Here is a 16,954-nt window from a genome sequence, read left to right as displayed (position 1 = left end):
TGCGGGCCCGTTATGCGTGGAGGCCGTAAAGTCCAGATCAGCCGGTTTCGCCGCGCAGCCGGTGACGATAATGTTTCAGGACGACGTGTGTCACAATCTGACCGTACACAAAGCCGCCCAGCCCGGCCAAAACTACGATGCCGGCAATACCAAAAAAATACGATCCTACGTAGCCGAAGGCCCCACAGATGACGAGGCCCGCCCAAGTCTGCCAGTGACGGAAAGCTGATTTATATGCGCTCCGCCACCTTGTTCCGCGCTCCCACAGGGTTAGGCCGGCCAGTTCGGGAATGCTTTTAAGGGTCCAGTAGATTTTCACGTGCTCTCCTTTCACAATTGGTTAAATGATAATAATTATCACCTTCGTGTCAATTTTTACCCACCCACACCCATTCCTGCCCCAAAACCCAATTATTGCTATCACAAACGACGGAAGAATAGTTCCTGTGCGGACGATTGACGTGAATGGGATCTTAAATTGCACCCAGTGAGCAGTAAGGTTGGGAGTTCAAAGAATTTGGATAAAGAAGTGATCGTGAAAATTGGAAATTCAGCAGATACCTGAATCAAACAACGTTTTACTGCCTGACCTTTTATTTACCATCGGACCCACGCCCACTGGCCCGAAATGCATTCTTATACGGTTCAGCGAAGCTTAACGGAGGTTGACCCTGACCCCGAATATGATCCATGCATAATCAGGAATAACCGGCTTCAGGTTGGTTGCTTATTCTGGCAACCGGCAGATTTTTCGGCGAATTCGAATGGGGTCATCCAGCCCAGCGCAGAATGGGGACGACTCTGGTTATAGTGTATGCGCCAGGCCTCGATTTTGCACCGGGCATCCTCCATGGACATAAACCAGTTCTCGTTCAGGCACTCCTGACGCAACCTGCCGTTGAATGATTCCACCGTGGCATTATCCGTGAGCGTACCTGGCCGTGAGAAGTCAATCCGGATATCACGTTCGTACACCCACTTATCCAGCATTTTTCCCGCAAATTCAGAGCCATTGTCTGTTTTCAGGAGCTGTGGTAACGGACGTCTCAACGCGATGATATTCAGCATTTCAGCCACTTCTGAAGAGCGCAGGTTCTGGCCTACGCAGATCCCCAGACATTCGCGCGTGTAGAGATCGATTACCGTCAGAAGGCGAAGCCGGCGACCGTCAAACAGCGCATCGGAGACAAAGTCCATCCCCCATACGTGATTGGGATACAGCCCCTGCGGCTGTGGCTGACGTTTCAGCGCAGATTTATTGCGACGGGGGCGTTTCAGCCGCAGCGATAATCCCTGCTCGCGGTAAAGCCGGTAAATACGCTTGTGATTATCGCGCCAGCCTTCCCGTTTCAGCATGACCTGAACCCTGCGGTAGCCATAGTGGACGCGGGTTTCGGTTATTTCCCTGATGCGCAGCCGCAGTGCGCTGTCGTCAGCCGCAACTGAGCGGTAACGGTATGAACTGCGGCTGATCTTAAGCGCAAAGCAGACCTGTCTTTCACTGGCACCGTAGCGGGTCTGCAAGTCCCTGACCCATTCGCGCAGGCGTGCCAGCGTCAGCTCTTTTTTGCCAGAACGTCCTGCAGCATGGCCTTGTCGAGGCTCAGATCGGCAACCAGCTTCTTCAGGCGTAGGTTTTCCTCCTCGAGCTACCGCATATGCTTCAGTTCTGAAGGAGAAATCCCGCCGTAATTTTTTCGCCAGGTGTAGAACGTGGCATCGGAGATGCCCAGCTTGCAGCAGACTTCCGGTACGGGCGTACCCAGCTCAGCCTGCTTCAGGGCAAAGACAATCTGCTCTTCGGTGAATCGTGACTTTTTCATCGGCACAACCTCCGCTCAGGGGAGTCATTATCATGCCGGAATTCTGTTTCTGAATGGAGCAGGATTTCGGGTCAGGGTCAGGGTCAGCACTAACACACTAACTGTCATACAAGACAGTTAGGAAATCTTGTCAAATCGATCTTGATCGATCATAAAATTGCATAATCGAGCATAATATATCATTATCAGTCCTCATTTCATGCTGAGGAATTGCTAATGAGCCTTGAACTTCCTGCGACCAGTTTCCTGCACGAACTTGCTGACGCCGCTGAAAAAAGAACCCTTGAGGGTTATCTAAATAACCATGTCATTGATATTGAAACCAAGCCCAAGGACGGCTTTCGGTTTGATCCTGTCACCAGCGTTGACCGCGAAACTGAACGAGTTCTCAGGGACATTATCTCGGAGCGTTTCCCCGAGCACGCCATACTTGGCGAGGAATTTGGTGAAAGCGGCAGGAGTAACCTGCAATGGGTTATTGACCCTATTGATGGTACGCGGCCATTTCTGTGCGGCCTGCCTGTATGGGGCTGCCTGATTGGTTTACTCGAAAACGGCAGAGCCATTATGGGGATGATGAGTCAGCCTTATACTGGCGACAGATTCTGGTCTGACGGACAGCAGTCATGGTTCTCCGGGCGCTTCGGAAAAAAGGTCATTAAAACCCGCCAGACGCGTGAACTTCACCAGGCGATAGTACATACAACCTCTCCGGAGTCGGTAGCTCTGTATGAAAGGAATAATTTTAGTGAACTCTGCGATCAAGTGCTGATGACCCGATACGGGGGAGAATGCTATGCCATGGCGATGCTTGCTGCAGGCCATATCGACATCTGCGTTGAATATTCACTTCAACCTTACGATATCGTACCGCTAATCCCGGTTATTGAGCAGGCCGGTGGGGTTGTCACAACGCTTGACGGGAAAAGGGCAGAGAACGGCGGTGCTATTTTAGCCAGCGCAAATTCTGTCCTGCACGAAAAAACGCTGACGCTGCTTAACAACCGGCGATAAAGGAAAGCCAGAGATGAACGAAAGACTCGCGACACGGATGATATTTTTTATCGCAGGCCTTGTGACTGCTGCCTGGGCCGTGATTGTGCCCTTTGCACGATTTAATACCGGCGTAGATGAGGGAGTGCTGGGCACATTACTGTTATGCCTTGGCTTTGGCGCGATGATGGCTATGCCGGTAACGGGTGCGCTGACATCCCGCTTTGGCTGCAGGGCGGTCATAGTCGCCGCCGTTGCTGTTATTATCCTTTCATTGCCTTTTCTGGCTTTTGTAAGCACGCCCCTGCTGCTAGGCGTCGCCCTGTTCATTTTTGGCATTGGCATCGGGGTAACCGACTGCGCCATGAACGTCCAGGCAATCCTTGTGGAAAAAAACGCGGACAGGCCGTTGATGTCAGGCTTTCATGGCATGTACAGCGCAGGAGGAATAGCCGGCGCCGGTGCCATGACAGGCTTACTCTCTCTGGGACTCAGTATCGTTTCTTCCACGCTTTTAATCCTGGCGGCGGTCTTTATGATTTTCCTGCTCAGCTACAGAAAGCGGCTCCCCTACGCTAATCCTGCTGAAGGACCGGCTTTTGCCGTGCCTAAAGGAACCGTACTGATACTGGGGCTTATCTGCTTCATCATCTTTATGGCTGAGGGAACTGTACTGGACTGGAGTGCAGTTTATCTTGTGGACAGCCGGGGCATTTCTTCATCGTTGGGCGGGCTCGGTTTTGCGGCGTTTGCCACAGCCATGACCGCTGGGAGGCTAGGTGGAGACTACATCGTTCAGCGGGCAGGCGCGCTTGTGGTCGTGGTAGCTGGTGCAGCCGCGGCCGTAGCGGGATTTCTGATAATCATTTACAGCACTCCGCTGCCGCTGCTGCTCTCCGGATATCTGCTTATCGGCATCGGCTGCGCGAATATCGTTCCGGTCATGTTCTCGCAGATTGGTAAACAGGACAGCATGCCTCAGATGGTGGCGGTTCCGGCTGTCACGACGCTGGGTTACATTGGCGTTCTTGCCGGCCCCGCCGTAATCGGGTATATCGCACATCACGCTTCGCTATCTCACGGTTTTGTTTTTGTCATTGCGTTGCTGCTGATGGCGCTGCTGCTTTCATTCAGTATTCGTCACCTGTTAAGGCCCGAGCGGCAGGCCTGATATTGACCGCAGAATTATCACTACCCTGCATCCAGGCCGCATGGCTTCGTGCAGGGCTCCCACCCTTTGAAAATGAATTATCATGTATTAAGAATCTGGCACCCCACCAAGTCATCATAAATTAACACAATGTCGCACATTCGAGCATGAGATGCTAAAGTCTATTTCGCAGCGTAGCCGCTGCGTCGAAAGAATGCTGTCTGGTGTTGGCAGCGTAGTCATAATCTCTTGAATGAAGGTGGCATGATGATAAAGCTGGTTATCACTGATCTGGACGGCACTTTTCTCAACAGCCAGGGCGACTATGACAGAGCGTTATTTGCCGAAGTCAGGCAACTCATGGCAGACAAGAACGTGCAGTTTGCAGCCTGCACCGGCAAGCAGTGTGAGAGGGTCGAGGAACTGTTTGGCGAACTGAGTGAGGATATCTGGATCGTCGGCGACAGCGCAACGCGCATTAAATACAATGGCGGGTTTATGTTTCAGTTTTTAATCGCCAATGTCCTCGGACTTGCCATCATTAATACACTCAGAAACGTCAGCCAGAGCCATGTTGTTATTGCCTGTACGCCGGAAGGCGCGATCGTGCATGCTGACACGCCCCAGCGGCTGAAAGACAAAATAAGGCGATCCTACACGCGACTGACCGAAACCCACGACTTCAGTTCCGTGATAAGCGACTTTGTAAAAATCACGGTATTCGATGAAGAAGGAAACTGTCCCGCCACGCGCCCGCATCTCGCTCCCTTCGAAGAAGAAGTTTACATTGTGGTATCAGAGGCGGCATGGATTGATATTGCTGGTTACGGTATCCATAAAGGCACCACCGTCCGTAAGCTGCAGCAGATGCTGAACGTAACGGCAGAACAGACGATGGCTTTTGGGGACGGTTATAACGATATAGAGCTGCTAGAACAGGCCGGTTACAGCTTCGCCATGCGTAACGCTTTCGACGAGACCAAAGCGAAAGCGCGTTTTATCACCGGTACGAACGATGAGAACGCCGTTCTGGAAACGATAAAACGTATGCTCGCGCTTCAGAGTTAAGCCAGCATAGATTGTGTATTATTCTGCGACCAGCAGCTGCACGTTAATATGAGAAAATGACGACGGGTTCGTTGAGCTGCTGACCACAATAATATCGATGTCATCGCACGGTGCAACCTTGTAGCGCGCTACCTGAGGCATTTTATCTGCGATGACGGCCGCGACAATTTCATTACCCTGCTTCAGCAGTTCTTTTTTGAAACAGGCATCCTCATAGTACACTGCGGTCAGGCCGGCTTCAGGATCGAGGCCGCATACGCCAATGAAAATCTGGTCAAACAAAATGTCCCTGACCTGGCTAATCGGCTCAGCTCCCAGTACGCTTCCCGTCTGCGGATAAACCTTTCCTCCCAAAAGAATAAGCTCAATTTGATCACGGCCGCTAAGTGAAGCTGCAATCTGCGGCGAATTTGTGACAATGGTGAGAGACATCTGCGCCGGAATAAAATCAACCATTGAGAGGTACGTGGAACCCGCATCGATGAAAATGCATGTATCGGATCTGATTAGCCCGGCGCAGCACTGTGCAACATTTGCCTTCTCGTTAACGCTCTGCAGTACACGGGTATCGAAGCTGGCAGATTGTTTGAACTGGCTGACGGCACCGCCATAGACTTTTTTGCACACACCAAGCCTCGCCAGCTCCTGGAGATCCCTGCGTATGGTATGTTCAGACACACCTAACTGTCGGGCAATATCCGCCCCTACCACCCTGCCTGACTCTTCAAGTATGTTTCGGATCAATGCCTGCCGTTGCTCCGGAAATACATCGTAATCGCTCATGTTTTCGCCCTGAAATCGCATGATTTTCCATAAAGTAACATAATCATGCATTCATTGCTGGCAGCCCGCTGGAGTTTACACCTTGAGGTCATTGGTGTCAGGAACCACGCTGTTGATAAATCTAAGTACGGATTTGATAGCCTGTTTGGAAGAGAGCGAGTCTTTCAGATGCGCCTTGCGAATCCACAGTCCATCGATCAGCGCATGGACGTCAAAAGCCAGCCTGCCGGCATGCGCAATAGAATGCTGCTTCCGGTAGTCTCAGGCATGATTCTGGGATATTTAGTCATAACAATTGTCGTTGGGGCGGGCGTCGGAGCAATGGTATCCCGCGTGCCGTTATTCCTGACGGTGCTCACCTACGCCGGAGCGGCCTATCTACTGTGGCTAGGGGTGAGCGTAGTGTGTGATCGTCCGATTACTTCTTTGGCCATTTTATTAGGCATTAAACTGGTTTCGTACGCTGATTAAAGGGTTTGGCATAAGTGGGTTCAATCCGAATGCGCTATTATTTTTCCTGGGGCTTATGCCGCAGTTCACAAGCCGTTACGCGGGCTTCCTGCTGGTGCGCAAATTTTCTTTATGAGGCTAATACAGATATTCAACTGCGCAGTGATCTACAGTGATGTTGGGATCGGCTCGAAAGCGATTCTGCGCACGAGGCCTGCGGCGGCGCGAAGAGTCAGCCAGTTCTCGGACATAGTCATGATTGTCATTGCCTTCCTGCTCATCGATGATCAGGTCACTATCGCTATGAAATAACAACATCAGAAATTTAAGATTCAACAGAGGTCTGCTTCACGCCCTGAGACATTCGACAAGCTTTTATGGCTTCAGTCAGTCCGCTTTGTGCTGTGAGTTCAATGGCTCGATGCAACGCTATCCTTAATCAAGGGGGACGTTGCCTGAACTCGTTTCGAGTAACGTCGTCAACAGGCAAGCCGCGCAGCGGTACGACAGCAGAATTTAATAGTTACAATGAACTAATGCGATTAAATAACAGGCGCAAGATTAGGCCGGCGAGCCGGCCTGAGGCATTATCAGATGGCGCAATAAACGCGCGCTTCTCGTGGAGTGTAGATACCAAACGTCACCACACTCAGTAAGCCATTAACAAACGTCTGCTGAACTTCAACCCGACTAACTTTTTCCTGGCCGCCGCACACCTGCGCCGCATCAATGCTCTTACTCTGACCGATACCTGAAATAAAGAACGGCTGGCTGGTGGTTTTCGTCGCCGCGCCAACTTGATTCTGTTTCATTACGAAAGTCTGCTGCGCACAGCCGGTTAAACTCAGAGCCAACAACGCCGCAACACAAAGCTTGTTCATAAATATCCTTATCGCCTGAAATGAAAAAATAAATGCTGAGTGAAATCATCACTCAGCCAGCAATCAGGTTATCGACAACGAAAGCGGAAACATGAGAAAGAATTTCAAGTACGCCTAACGGATACGTTTTGCATAATAGTACAGCTATAAAAAAACCTGCACAGCAGGGGGCTTTTTATGTTTACCGCAGCGTTTCCGCTTAGCGAATCAAATGGTAGAAGAACTTTTTGACACCATCGAGAAAGCTTTTGAATGAGGACTGTTCTTCTCACCCGCCGCACCAACAAAGCTCTATTCCAGCTCACGAAGCAGCGACTTATGCTGCTCGCTCACAGCGGTTCTTTCCGTCTCATCCCCCCATCTCTTTCACATCAGACATGCATCCCGCGCAATATCTACGCCCTACGCTCTAATGCAGCGAAACAACGGCCTATTCCGGCCGTTTCTCCCCAAATCTCATTCAGTTTGCGACTTCATATGGCTTTCATCGCCATTCAAAAACGACTCAACCGCGTCGGAAAACCGCTCAGGCTGATCAAGCATCACAAAGTGAAAACTGTCATCGATCCGTGTGAAGTGGATATCGGGTGCAGCAGCATAGGCTCGACGGTACATCGCATCCACGCTGGCTGCTGGTACGCCGAATAGCGTGTCATATGCGTATACAACCTCAATCGGCGCTCTGATGCGGCCAAGTTCGGGACGCAAATCGGTGATCATCACTTCATACACGGCATCGGCAATGGTTTTACGGTCGGAATGGATTCCTGCCGCCACCAGTGCTGGCCTCACCGCCTCGGTCTTGGCTAAGCGGGCTATGGATGCCTTCTGAAACTCTGCAAATTGCACCGGCGACTGCCCCAAAATCAAATTTCGCGTCGCAGTGGCCTGCGGGGCGACCGTTTCGCTGGTCGCCGCTGGATTGAACATCAATGAATAGAACGGCAACGCATCAACGATCATCACGCGCCCCACCAGGTCAGGATGACGAGCAGCCAGCATCAATGCCATTTCTCCCCCAAGGGAATGGCCAATGATCGTCGGGGCTTTGATGTGCTGGACGTGAATATATGCAGCGATGGCGTCAACTGCCGGTGCCATGATTTTCCCGTCCGGGTTGGCAATGGCAGCCGTATTCGCGAAGCCTGCAAGCTCGATAAGATGAATGCGATGGTTCTTGCGTAATTTTGCAGATAAATCGGCCCAAACGTCGCGCGATGACGCCAGCCCCGGAATCAATATGACATCTGTTCCCGTTCCTTGCGTCTCCACGGAGATTCGCTGTGAGTTCGGATGTTCTGGAGGTACAGGCAATGGCTGAGCGGCAGACGCCGATACTAAGCTCGACGCCATTAAAAGCGTTCCACCGATGACGGCACGGATAGTTGCGGCATTCATTAAACCTCCCTGTTTATGTTAAGCGGCGTTAGCAAATTGATAAATCAGTGATCAGACTAACGCTAACCCATCGTGCTGCCAACAATATCAGCGTTCGGCCCCCGTCATCCCATCACCAACCCACCATCAACATACAGCGTTTGCCCGGTGACAAACTCGCTCCATTCTGAGGCTAAAAACATCACCGGACCGGCGACATCCACTGGCTCGGCAATTCGGCGCAGCGGCGTTTGTGCGGTGATAAAATCGCGCACGTCTTCTCGCGTCGCACTGCTGGCATCCGTGGGATAGACCAGACCCGGCGCAACACAGTTCACGCGAATCCCCAGCGGCCCCAGTTCAGCGGCGAGTGAACGGCTAAAGCCTATTAATGCGGATTTCGCCGTGACGTAATCGTGGTAAGGAACAGAGGGACGGGCCACCAGATCGCTGGAAAGATTGATAATGCTGCCGCGTGTGCGTGAGCGCATCAGCGGCAACGCAGCCTGGCAGACGTTGTAGGCCGCGCCGACGGCACCGTCAAACTGGCTTTGGTAGCCCTGCCATGAGGTTTCCCAAAAGCGCTGTCGATTATCAGTATCGAAAACATAGGGTGCGAAAGCATTGTTCACCACCGCATCCAGACGACCCGTGGTGTTAGCGATCTGCTCCATCATCACCGCTACCTGCTCTGCTGAGGTGACATCGGCTCGAATGGCGATGGCCGAACCGCCCAGTGCTTCACAGCTTTTTACCACTTCCATCGCTGCAGCTTCACTGCGCAGGTAGTTCACCACCACCAGCGCACCCTCAGCGGCGAAAGCCTGCGCGATAGCTGCACCAATACCCCGGCTCGCCCCCGTCACCAGAATCGTTTGATCAGCAAATTTCATCTCTTACCTCCTGTAAAAACGTGGATTCAATCCGCATAGGGCGCGAAGCGCTCAGCTGCAGTTTCAGCAGATGCCTCTATTTCCGTAAAAGTGACCAGATCCAGCAGGCTAAAGCGGCCATCGTGATGCCATCCGGCGGCAGGCGATGTCATGCTGCCAAAGGCAGTAATACGGCTGATACCGGCTTGCCCTAGCCGCGCGGCGAGAACAAACAGCTCGCGCGGAGTGGCCGCCACCGCCGCCGTTTGCAGATAAATTTTCTGCTGCGAAATCAATGCAATCGCATTCTCAATCTGATCAACGGCCACCACTTTAAGCGTGCGTCCGAGTGCCGACGGCATCAGAGCTTCGGGGCCATCTACTACCACCACCGACCAGCTGTCCGTCGACTCGCCGAACAGGATGCGATCCTCCTGCAACGCGCGAATCTCTTCACGGCTGCGCCAGGTTGCCACGCTGTTCACTTCAGCCGAAGAGAGCGCGCGACGCGGGTATTTGCGCGCCAGCGCACAGAGTTCATGGGCGATGTACTCCGCGAATTCCTGCGGCGTAATGCGTCCGCCGCGTTCAACGAACAGCATTTGCGGTGAGTAACAGCCCGCCTGGTCATAGCGTATGACATCATAGGCCACGCGCTGCGCCAGATCGACGCCCTGCCTTGTATCCAGTGCCGAACGCCCCACCAGCCCCACGCTGATTTTATGGCCGTGCGGCAGAAAACGCGTGGTCACAGGCAGTTGCTGTTTGATTGCAGCCAGCGCGGCATTACCACCGTAAGCCATCACCACGTCAGGCTGGGTTAACCAGTGTTTTTCTGCTTCGGCTTCGCCGCCTTTCCACCACACTACCGCCAGGCATTCGCCAAGTTGGGGATCGATCTCAGCCAGCAGTTGTGCGAACCAGCCCGCCATCAGCGGTTCAGCACCGGGCAATTTGCCCACGCTGCCCGCTTTTACCAGTAATCCACAAATCAGACTCCACAGAGGTAGACCTGGCACATTTCCTGCCCAGATATGCATGAGCAGATCTGGGCCAAATGCCCGTGCGAAGCCGCCATTAGGTCGCGGCTGAAAATCATCCAACAGCTGTGGATCGTTAAAGTCCTCGGCTAAAAAGCGCTTGAGCTGCGGCTGTCGAAAAGTTTTGAGGTATCCGGTAAGCCCAAGGCGAATCATCTCAGCATCATAACCGGTGACAATCGGCAGCAGCATTTCGGCCTTGCGGCGCAGTGGATGGTTTCGATCCAGCAATCGCGCAATGGCCTCATCAATAATTGCGACGATCTTCGCCACGCTCAGCGTTGTGAGATAAGCGCGAGCGTGATCGCGCAGATGTGCGCTGAGAAGTGTAATTTGTGCCGGATTCAGATCGGGCACGTCGACATCCAGATGCTGGCCGTGATGGCTAAAACTCAGCGTGCGCCACTGCACCTCTTCAGGTGATAAACATCCCGGTAGATAACCCGCGACCTCTTTCACACTGCACCCTGCGCAGCAGCCAGGAACTCTTCCATCGACAGCGAACAGCCCTTCGCATCCGCTCCGGTGACCCGGCCCAGCAGATGGAAGCCGCCCGCCACTGCCCGGCCAGCATCCTCGGTCAGTAAGGCAGAAACTGAATTGAAGTGGGCCAGATCATGGTGCACCAGCACGCCCATCTCACCTTCCGGCACCTCTTCGCCCGTCAGCGGATTGACCACGCGGGTGCGGATCCAGTGCGGGCCGGATTTCACCGAGGGACAGGCAACGTTGCCATCGTCATAAAACTGGCTGCTCAGTTCGGTCATGCCGTACATGTTGATGCAGTGCGTGCGCGGCACGCCCAACGACGCACTGAATTCGGCGTAAAACTGCTCGGCCTCAATCTCACGGGATTGTCCCTTAAATCCACCGGTATCCAAAATTCGGCTGCCAGCGGGTAATGCAAAATGTCGCCCCTGGCGCTGCAGTTCGTCGAGCAGATGGACAAAGCTGTAGCTCGCGCCCAGCAGCGCATAAGGTTCGCCCTGCGCTTCAGCCTGCTCCAACGCAGCAAACAGGCGATCCATCGCGATACCGCGGTCATCCAGCAGCACTTCGCTCTCGGCGGTGCCAAATTTTTCCACCGCTAACGTCAGGTAATGGGCCAGCGAAGAGTTGGGCAGCGCCCGATTATCAGGGAACAAAATGCCCATGCGAATCCGCTCTTCGCCCGCCATAAAGCGCTGGCGGAAATTCTGCATCATTGAGCATTTCCAGACATCGAGTGTCGGATGATAGCTGCGACCTTTCACCGTGCCGGTCGTACCGCTGGTCATAAACATCGCTTCGACGTCATCGGTGGCATGGCAGCTCAGCGTCAGATCCTTAAACGCAGTAATGGGAATCGCCGGGATGGCGCGCCAGTTTTTCACCGTAAAGGGTGTGCGGCCGCGTTGCATGGCGAAGCGGCGATAAGGGGTATTGTGTTCGAATTGATAAGCGAAGATGGCGAGCGCCAGGCGGTTAAAATCGTCGTCGGTTGTGTCCTGACGCTGAAGAAAGGTCAGCAAAGCGTCGATCAAAGCAGCTTCAGTCATATGCGGGTCCACCAGTTGCGATTGCGCGAAATTTCTCAGGCCGGGCCTGATGAGTAGAGTCTGTCCGCTACAAGCACAAAGATGGGATCAGGACGCAGTGTCGCCCTGTGTTCCGCTCCCTACGCCGGTATTAGCCGGATCAGGTTCGTAGGGTCACCACGTTGCCAACGCGAAAACGCTGGCGGGTAGAATCTCAGCCCGCTAACCGGGCACCCCCTGGAACAGGTCGCAGTCAATCAAAAGGCCGCTCAATAAAACCTCAATCAACTCACTGATTTTATTAAGCTTACTTTAAATCTACTGCAGACGGTCGTTAAAGGTTAAACCATTTGCTGTTTTAACACACTGATCTTTTTATCTGACCAGATGCACGACGAGCGTTTCAGCTTCGCGGTGATTCATTGATTAATGTGAATAGTCCTGCTGAATGAGTGAGCTGTGAGTTTTTATCATCAGATACTTCTGACCTCAGCATTAATGTAGGAAAAAATGTCATGAGAATGCCATAACTCTACCATTAACAAGTTATTAACCAGGATATTTGATGTACTTTGGCTTTAATGCCCGTTTTATTTGTTCGAGTCCCTCTTCAATAAATCTCACAGGATTTTTTTGTGATACGTAATATTCAGATTTTATCCCAACCATTATCAGATAATGACCAGGCGACATCGGCAATACACATCAATTCATTTCATCAAATAAACCAAAAATACTATTGATTTTCCGCCAGTTAGACCGGAGACTGTTTGTGAAGCACTTAAGGGAATTTAAAATGAAGACTTCCGCTAAGGTTGGAGCACTCAGTGCCCTGGGGATTATTTTGTCTGCGTCGGGTTATGAGGTATATTTGCGGAGCGTAGAAAACCAAAAAAGATGAAATAGCCTGTGTGACCGTTCACAGTCGTGATGCGGTTATTGCCGTAGAAAAAGATCTCCTCAATAAATCCGATACCGAGATGTTTGGGAAAAATAGAATCACCCTGGGCTCTCTTCTGGTCCACAATGAAGGCGTAGCAAAAAAATGGTACACGTATTATCGTTCCGTTTACTTTGGCGAGCCATCGTGGGCAAACTGAGTTTCAGGCCGTAGTGAGATGTTCAAATTTACAAGATATTGAATACGATAAACTTTAATGAGTCCATTGACTCACGCAGCAAACGGATAAAAACCATGTATAAGGCAACGAAATATTACGTCTGCGATCACGCCCGCAGGGGCTTGCTGTTGCATACCGCAGGATGTGAACAATTACCCGGTATCGATTCACGGGCGTTTATTGGCAGTATGTATAACCACAGCCAGGCATTAACCGTCGCCGCAGCGCAATATACGAATGTTCATTACTGCTCGTGCTGTATCACTTTGAATAAGACTACCGAGCCAGAAAAATCCAAGGCAGCTATGCCAGCACTGTGCAGGGCGACAAAACCAAAGAGAAAGAAACCGGTGAAGATTGTCGAACCCGTGCGACACTTTCCTCTCTGACTTGATGACAGCAAATGTCCTGCAACGTTTAAATCCCATCTTTTGGCTCGAAATCTACATGTATCGTCTTAAACACCGCCCGCCTCGCTGACACCAGCGTGACGGGCGGCAGCAGACTCAAGCCGTTCTGAATCGCCGGGTAAGTGGTTTCTCGACTTCAACAATTAGGAACATCACGAAACCGATGATGAAGGTAATGACCCAATAACGGAATGGCAGTCCAGTGGTACCGAATAGCAGCTGCATAAATGGCGCATAGATGATCAGCAGTTGCAGCACCAGCAGCACCGCGCTAACGATCCAAATACCTTTGTTCATCAGCAGCCCTTTACTCAGAGAGAAGCCGTCCGACACACGGCAATTGAGCATATAGAACCACTGCGCGGTAACCAGCGTCTGTAACAGCACGGTGCGGATAAACTCAGGGGAATAGCCACGCGGCTGCAGCCAGGCTTCCAGCACAAACGCACTTATCGCAATCATTGAACCAACAAACACCACGCGCCAGATGGCGAATCCATCCATCACATGCAATTTGGGATCGCGCGGCGGTCGGCGCATGATGTTTTTTTCACCCTCTTCAAATGCCAGACCAAACGACAGCGTGGCCGACGTCGCCATGTTCATCCACAGAATCAGTACCGGCGTGAGCGGAATGAGATTCCCTGCCAGCAGCGCGATGATGATCAACAATCCCTGCGCGAGGTTGGTGGGCATAATAAACAAGATGGTTTTTTTCAGATTGTCATAAACCCGGCGCCCTTCCCTTACTGCGCTGGCAATGGTGGCGAAGTTGTCATCCGTGAGCACCATATCGGCGGCTTCCTTGGTCACTTCGGTGCCTTTAATACCCATCGCGATACCGACATCGGCGCGCTTCAGGGCGGGCGCATCGTTCACGCCGTCCCCGGTCATACCGACCACCTCTTGCTTACTCTGCAACGCCTGAACCAGACGGAATTTATCCTCCGGACTGGTGCGGGCAAAGATGTCGTAGGCCTGCGCGGCATCACTCAATTGGTGATCGTCCATCACTTCCAGTTCACGCCCGGTGATGGCTGAGCCTGCATTGCCAATCCCCAGCATCTGCCCAATGCTCATCGCGGTTTGCGGGTGGTCTCCGGTGATCATTTTGACGCGTATGCCGGCTTGCAGACAGTCACGAATCGCGGTGATGGCTTCAGGGCGCGGCGGGTCCATCATTCCGGCAATGCCGAGCAGAATCACGCCCTGTTGCAGATCCTGATGGGTGAGTTCAGTTTGTCCCGGTAACGCCGGTTTCCAGGCTGCCGCCACCATGCGCAGCCCTTCGCGCGCATACTCTTCAATCTTGCCTTCCCACCAGCTGATATCGAGCGGTTGCAGGCCGTGCTCGGTTTGCTGCTGCTGACAAAGCCGGAACAGCACATCCGGCGCGCCGGTGATCAGCACGCGCTCTTCGTCACCAATGCGGTACAACGTCGACATGTATTTGTATTGCGAATCAAACGGAATTTTACTGCGTAACTCGGTGGTGACCACCGGCAACTGCCCTTTGGCGGCCAGTACCTTGAGTGCGCCTTCTGTCGGCCCTCCGGTGATCTTCCAGAAGCCGCTCTCATCCTTAATCAACTGACTGTCATTACACAGATCGATGGTGCGCAGATATTGTTCAAGCAAGGACCCGCCCGTGACGGTAATCGGCACGGCGTCATCCGCTTTATGAATGGCACCAACCGGTTCATAGCTGTCACCGTCTACCCGATAGATATGGTCGGCGGTGATCACCGCTTTGACCGTCATCTCATTCATGGTCAACGTGCCGGTTTTATCTGAGCAGATCACCGTCATCGCACCCAGCGTTTCCACCGTCGGCAGCTTGCGAATGATCGCCTGCTGCTTCGCCATGGTCTGCACGCCAAGTGAGAGGATGATGGAGATGATGGCGGGTAAACCTTCGGGCACCGACGCCACCGCCAGACTGATCAATGACAGCATCAGTTCAGAGACCGGCATATCGCGGAACAGCAGGCTGAAGACGAACAGTGCCGCCATCATCGCGAGAATAATCAGGAAGATGGCTTTCCCTAACTTGTCCATTTGCACCAGCAACGGCGTGCGGTGTTTTTCGATATCGGACATCATCTGGTTGATGTGCCCCAGTTCGGTCTCTCCACCTGTAGCCACCACCAGCCCTTTACCGCCACCAGAACTGACCGTTGTTCCCGAAAACAGTAAATTGGTGCGGTCGCCTAACGGAAGTTCGCCCGCAAGCGCATCGGTGGTTTTCTCTACCACCGTGGATTCCCCGGTGAGTATCGCCTCTTCGACGCGAAGATTGTGGGCTTCGATCACGCGCAGGTCGGCAGGAATACGATCCCCGGCGCGGATCACCACCACATCACCCGGCACCAGCGCGGTGGTCGGCAGGGTTTCATGGTTACCGGCGCGGATCACAACCGTTTCACTGGAGAGCATATTGCGTATGCTTTGCAGGGATTTTTCCGCGTTACTCTCCTGGATATGACCAATCAACGCGTTGACCACTGCCACACCGAGAATGACCAGTGTATCGACCCAATGGCCCATCACTGCCGTCAGCAGCGCGGCAGCGAGTAACACGTAAATCAGTACATCGTTAAAATGGGCGAGGAAGCGCAGCCATGCTGGCTTGCCCGGTTTTTGTGGCAGGGCATTTTCACCGTACTGTTGTAAGCGTGCTGTTGCTTCACTACCCGAGATACCTTCGAGTGAACTCTCTGTCTGGCTCAAGGTTTCATCGACAGAAAGCTGATAGTACGACCTTTCCGATTTAGCAGTATTCATCGCTTTCTCCTCAAATCCTGTTTCGGAAATCAAGGCGGTGACATCGCGTTATTAACAGATCCACTTCAAATACAAATACAAAGACAAACATCTACGCACTGCCTGAGGTGAGTCCCGTTTATAACTGAAAGACATGTCATTAATGGCTGCCCAACGAAATTGAGCAGGGAAATAATCTATACGACAAACTTTTGACAAGAGAAATGAACGTTATAAACGTAGCACAGGCTATTCAACTCACTCTGCTTTTATGAGGAAAGTCATCCGTAATCAAAAAACAATTTTTAGCGTAAATTTAAACCAAAGATAAATAAGCCGTTTTTAACGAAAATAAATTAACCAACCCCTATGTTAATGAAATGGCGAGAAAAGCCACACTTTGTGTTTATGTTGTTAATGTGGTTTAAAGCTCTATTTAAATCAAACAAATTAGATTTAAATTCCATGAGTTGCGATAAAGTTATTGCGTTTATCAAACTTTACATTTTTGGATATCCCCAGCTATGCTCATCCTTAACAAATAAACCTTAACCGTCACTCCTATCCGTCCGCAGTGAGATGACTCTATTTCGCCCACTGTTAATGGAGGTAACGATGCCGGACTATAGTCTGCTGCGCCTGAGTCTTTATGTGGTTATCGCTATTGTAACCTGTTCTGCCGTGGGGTTATTTACCTACGCCGTCG

General features: G+C 52.1%; 13 protein-coding genes, 1 pseudogene and 1 riboswitch. Of the genes and pseudogenes, 5 read left to right on the top strand and 9 right to left on the bottom strand.

Going from position 1 to position 16,954, the window contains the following annotated elements; all coding sequences use genetic code 11:
- Positions 1 to 37 precede the first annotated feature (37 nt).
- Together CRO33_RS07885 and CRO33_RS07880 are read right to left on the bottom strand one after the other, a co-directional pair.
- Positions 38 to 319: a hypothetical protein gene (locus CRO33_RS07885; RefSeq protein WP_097117719.1), complete on the bottom strand. Its 282-nt coding sequence runs from the start codon at positions 317 to 319 to the stop codon at positions 38 to 40.
- A gap of 395 nt (positions 320 to 714) precedes the next feature.
- A pseudogene (locus CRO33_RS07880) lies at positions 715 to 1,823 on the bottom strand (IS3 family transposase).
- A gap of 216 nt (positions 1,824 to 2,039) precedes the next feature.
- Between CRO33_RS07880 and hisN the strand changes: the two are divergent.
- The 3 genes from hisN (at position 2,040) to CRO33_RS07865 (ending at position 5,034) form a co-directional block, all read left to right on the top strand.
- Positions 2,040 to 2,837 (top strand): histidinol-phosphatase, encoded by a 798-nt coding sequence (gene hisN, locus CRO33_RS07875; RefSeq protein ID WP_097117718.1) that lies wholly within the window; start codon positions 2,040 to 2,042, stop codon positions 2,835 to 2,837.
- Between the two features lie 13 nt (positions 2,838 to 2,850).
- Complete coding sequence (locus tag CRO33_RS07870) at positions 2,851 to 3,987, top strand: MFS transporter (RefSeq protein WP_097117717.1); 1,137 nt, start codon at positions 2,851 to 2,853, stop codon at positions 3,985 to 3,987.
- A gap of 246 nt (positions 3,988 to 4,233) precedes the next feature.
- Positions 4,234 to 5,034 (top strand): HAD-IIB family hydrolase, encoded by an 801-nt coding sequence (locus tag CRO33_RS07865; protein ID WP_097117934.1) that lies wholly within the window; start codon positions 4,234 to 4,236, stop codon positions 5,032 to 5,034.
- Between the two features lie 18 nt (positions 5,035 to 5,052).
- Here CRO33_RS07865 and CRO33_RS07860 read toward each other — a convergent pair whose 3' ends face one another.
- The gene (locus CRO33_RS07860) at positions 5,053 to 5,817 is read right to left on the bottom strand and encodes a DeoR/GlpR family DNA-binding transcription regulator (protein ID WP_097117933.1); all 765 of its coding nucleotides are present in this window, start codon (positions 5,815 to 5,817) and stop codon (positions 5,053 to 5,055) included.
- Positions 5,818 to 5,862: 45 nt separating this feature from the next.
- Between CRO33_RS07860 and CRO33_RS07855 the strand changes: the two genes are divergently transcribed.
- The gene (locus tag CRO33_RS07855) at positions 5,863 to 6,288 is read left to right on the top strand and encodes a LysE family transporter (protein WP_097117716.1); all 426 of its coding nucleotides are present in this window, start codon (positions 5,863 to 5,865) and stop codon (positions 6,286 to 6,288) included.
- 569 nt (positions 6,289 to 6,857) lie between these two features.
- Here CRO33_RS07855 and CRO33_RS07845 read toward each other — a convergent pair.
- From CRO33_RS07845 to CRO33_RS07825, 5 genes are all read right to left on the bottom strand, one after another.
- On the bottom strand, positions 6,858 to 7,148 hold the full coding sequence (locus CRO33_RS07845; RefSeq protein ID WP_097117714.1) for a Bor family protein: 291 nt from the start codon (positions 7,146 to 7,148) through the stop codon (positions 6,858 to 6,860).
- A 456-nt stretch (positions 7,149 to 7,604) separates the two neighbouring features.
- Positions 7,605 to 8,546 carry an alpha/beta fold hydrolase gene (locus CRO33_RS07840; RefSeq protein ID WP_097117713.1) on the bottom strand — a complete coding sequence of 314 codons (942 nt, stop codon included), beginning with the start codon at positions 8,544 to 8,546 and terminating at the stop codon, positions 7,605 to 7,607.
- Between the two features lie 104 nt (positions 8,547 to 8,650).
- The gene (locus CRO33_RS07835; RefSeq protein WP_097117712.1) at positions 8,651 to 9,418 is read right to left on the bottom strand and encodes a 3-oxoacyl-ACP reductase; all 768 of its coding nucleotides are present in this window, start codon (positions 9,416 to 9,418) and stop codon (positions 8,651 to 8,653) included.
- Between the two features lie 26 nt (positions 9,419 to 9,444).
- Entirely contained in the window at positions 9,445 to 10,896 is a 1,452-nt protein-coding gene (locus tag CRO33_RS07830; RefSeq protein WP_097117711.1) for an acyl-CoA reductase, read from the bottom strand.
- Positions 10,893 to 11,975, bottom strand: a complete 1,083-nt coding sequence (locus CRO33_RS07825) for a LuxE/PaaK family acyltransferase (protein WP_097117710.1) — start codon at positions 11,973 to 11,975, stop codon at positions 10,893 to 10,895. The genes CRO33_RS07830 and CRO33_RS07825 overlap by 4 nt, the downstream gene beginning before the upstream one ends.
- A gap of 98 nt (positions 11,976 to 12,073) precedes the next feature.
- Positions 12,074 to 12,202: riboswitch (TPP riboswitch) on the bottom strand.
- Between the two features lie 947 nt (positions 12,203 to 13,149).
- Here CRO33_RS07825 and CRO33_RS24400 point away from each other — a divergent pair.
- Complete coding sequence (locus CRO33_RS24400; protein ID WP_141399009.1) at positions 13,150 to 13,464, top strand: hypothetical protein; 315 nt, start codon at positions 13,150 to 13,152, stop codon at positions 13,462 to 13,464.
- Positions 13,465 to 13,581: 117 nt separating this feature from the next.
- Here CRO33_RS24400 and CRO33_RS07820 read toward each other — a convergent pair whose 3' ends face one another.
- Positions 13,582 to 16,269 carry a cation-transporting P-type ATPase gene (locus tag CRO33_RS07820; RefSeq protein WP_097117709.1) on the bottom strand — a complete coding sequence of 896 codons (2,688 nt, stop codon included), beginning with the start codon at positions 16,267 to 16,269 and terminating at the stop codon, positions 13,582 to 13,584.
- Positions 16,270 to 16,954 lie beyond the last annotated feature (685 nt).

Origin of the sequence: Pantoea sp. GL120224-02 (assembly GCF_900215395.1) — a bacterium.
Lineage (GTDB): Bacteria > Pseudomonadota > Gammaproteobacteria > Enterobacterales > Enterobacteriaceae > Pantoea > Pantoea communis.
Note: the sequence above shows the minus strand (reverse complement) of the source record. Positions and strands in the feature narration are given on the sequence as shown.

Excerpts from the sequence above, each read along its gene's own strand:
- CRO33_RS07835 (WP_097117712.1), bottom strand. The coding sequence starts at position 9,418 with ATGAAATTTGCTGATCAAACGATTCTGGTGACGGGGGCGAGCCGGGGT.
- CRO33_RS07870 (WP_097117717.1), top strand. The coding sequence starts at position 2,851 with ATGAACGAAAGACTCGCGACACGGATGATATTTTTTATCGCAGGCCTT.
- hisN (WP_097117718.1), top strand. The coding sequence starts at position 2,040 with ATGAGCCTTGAACTTCCTGCGACCAGTTTCCTGCACGAACTTGCTGAC.
- CRO33_RS24400 (WP_141399009.1), top strand. The coding sequence starts at position 13,150 with ATGTATAAGGCAACGAAATATTACGTCTGCGATCACGCCCGCAGGGGC.
- CRO33_RS07845 (WP_097117714.1), bottom strand. The coding sequence starts at position 7,148 with ATGAACAAGCTTTGTGTTGCGGCGTTGTTGGCTCTGAGTTTAACCGGC.
- CRO33_RS07820 (WP_097117709.1), bottom strand. The coding sequence starts at position 16,269 with ATGAATACTGCTAAATCGGAAAGGTCGTACTATCAGCTTTCTGTCGAT.
- CRO33_RS07855 (WP_097117716.1), top strand. The coding sequence starts at position 5,863 with ATGCATTCATTGCTGGCAGCCCGCTGGAGTTTACACCTTGAGGTCATT.
- CRO33_RS07865 (WP_097117934.1), top strand. The coding sequence starts at position 4,234 with ATGATAAAGCTGGTTATCACTGATCTGGACGGCACTTTTCTCAACAGC.
- CRO33_RS07840 (WP_097117713.1), bottom strand. The coding sequence starts at position 8,546 with ATGAATGCCGCAACTATCCGTGCCGTCATCGGTGGAACGCTTTTAATG.
- CRO33_RS07860 (WP_097117933.1), bottom strand. The coding sequence starts at position 5,817 with ATGAGCGATTACGATGTATTTCCGGAGCAACGGCAGGCATTGATCCGA.
- CRO33_RS07825 (WP_097117710.1), bottom strand. The coding sequence starts at position 11,975 with ATGACTGAAGCTGCTTTGATCGACGCTTTGCTGACCTTTCTTCAGCGT.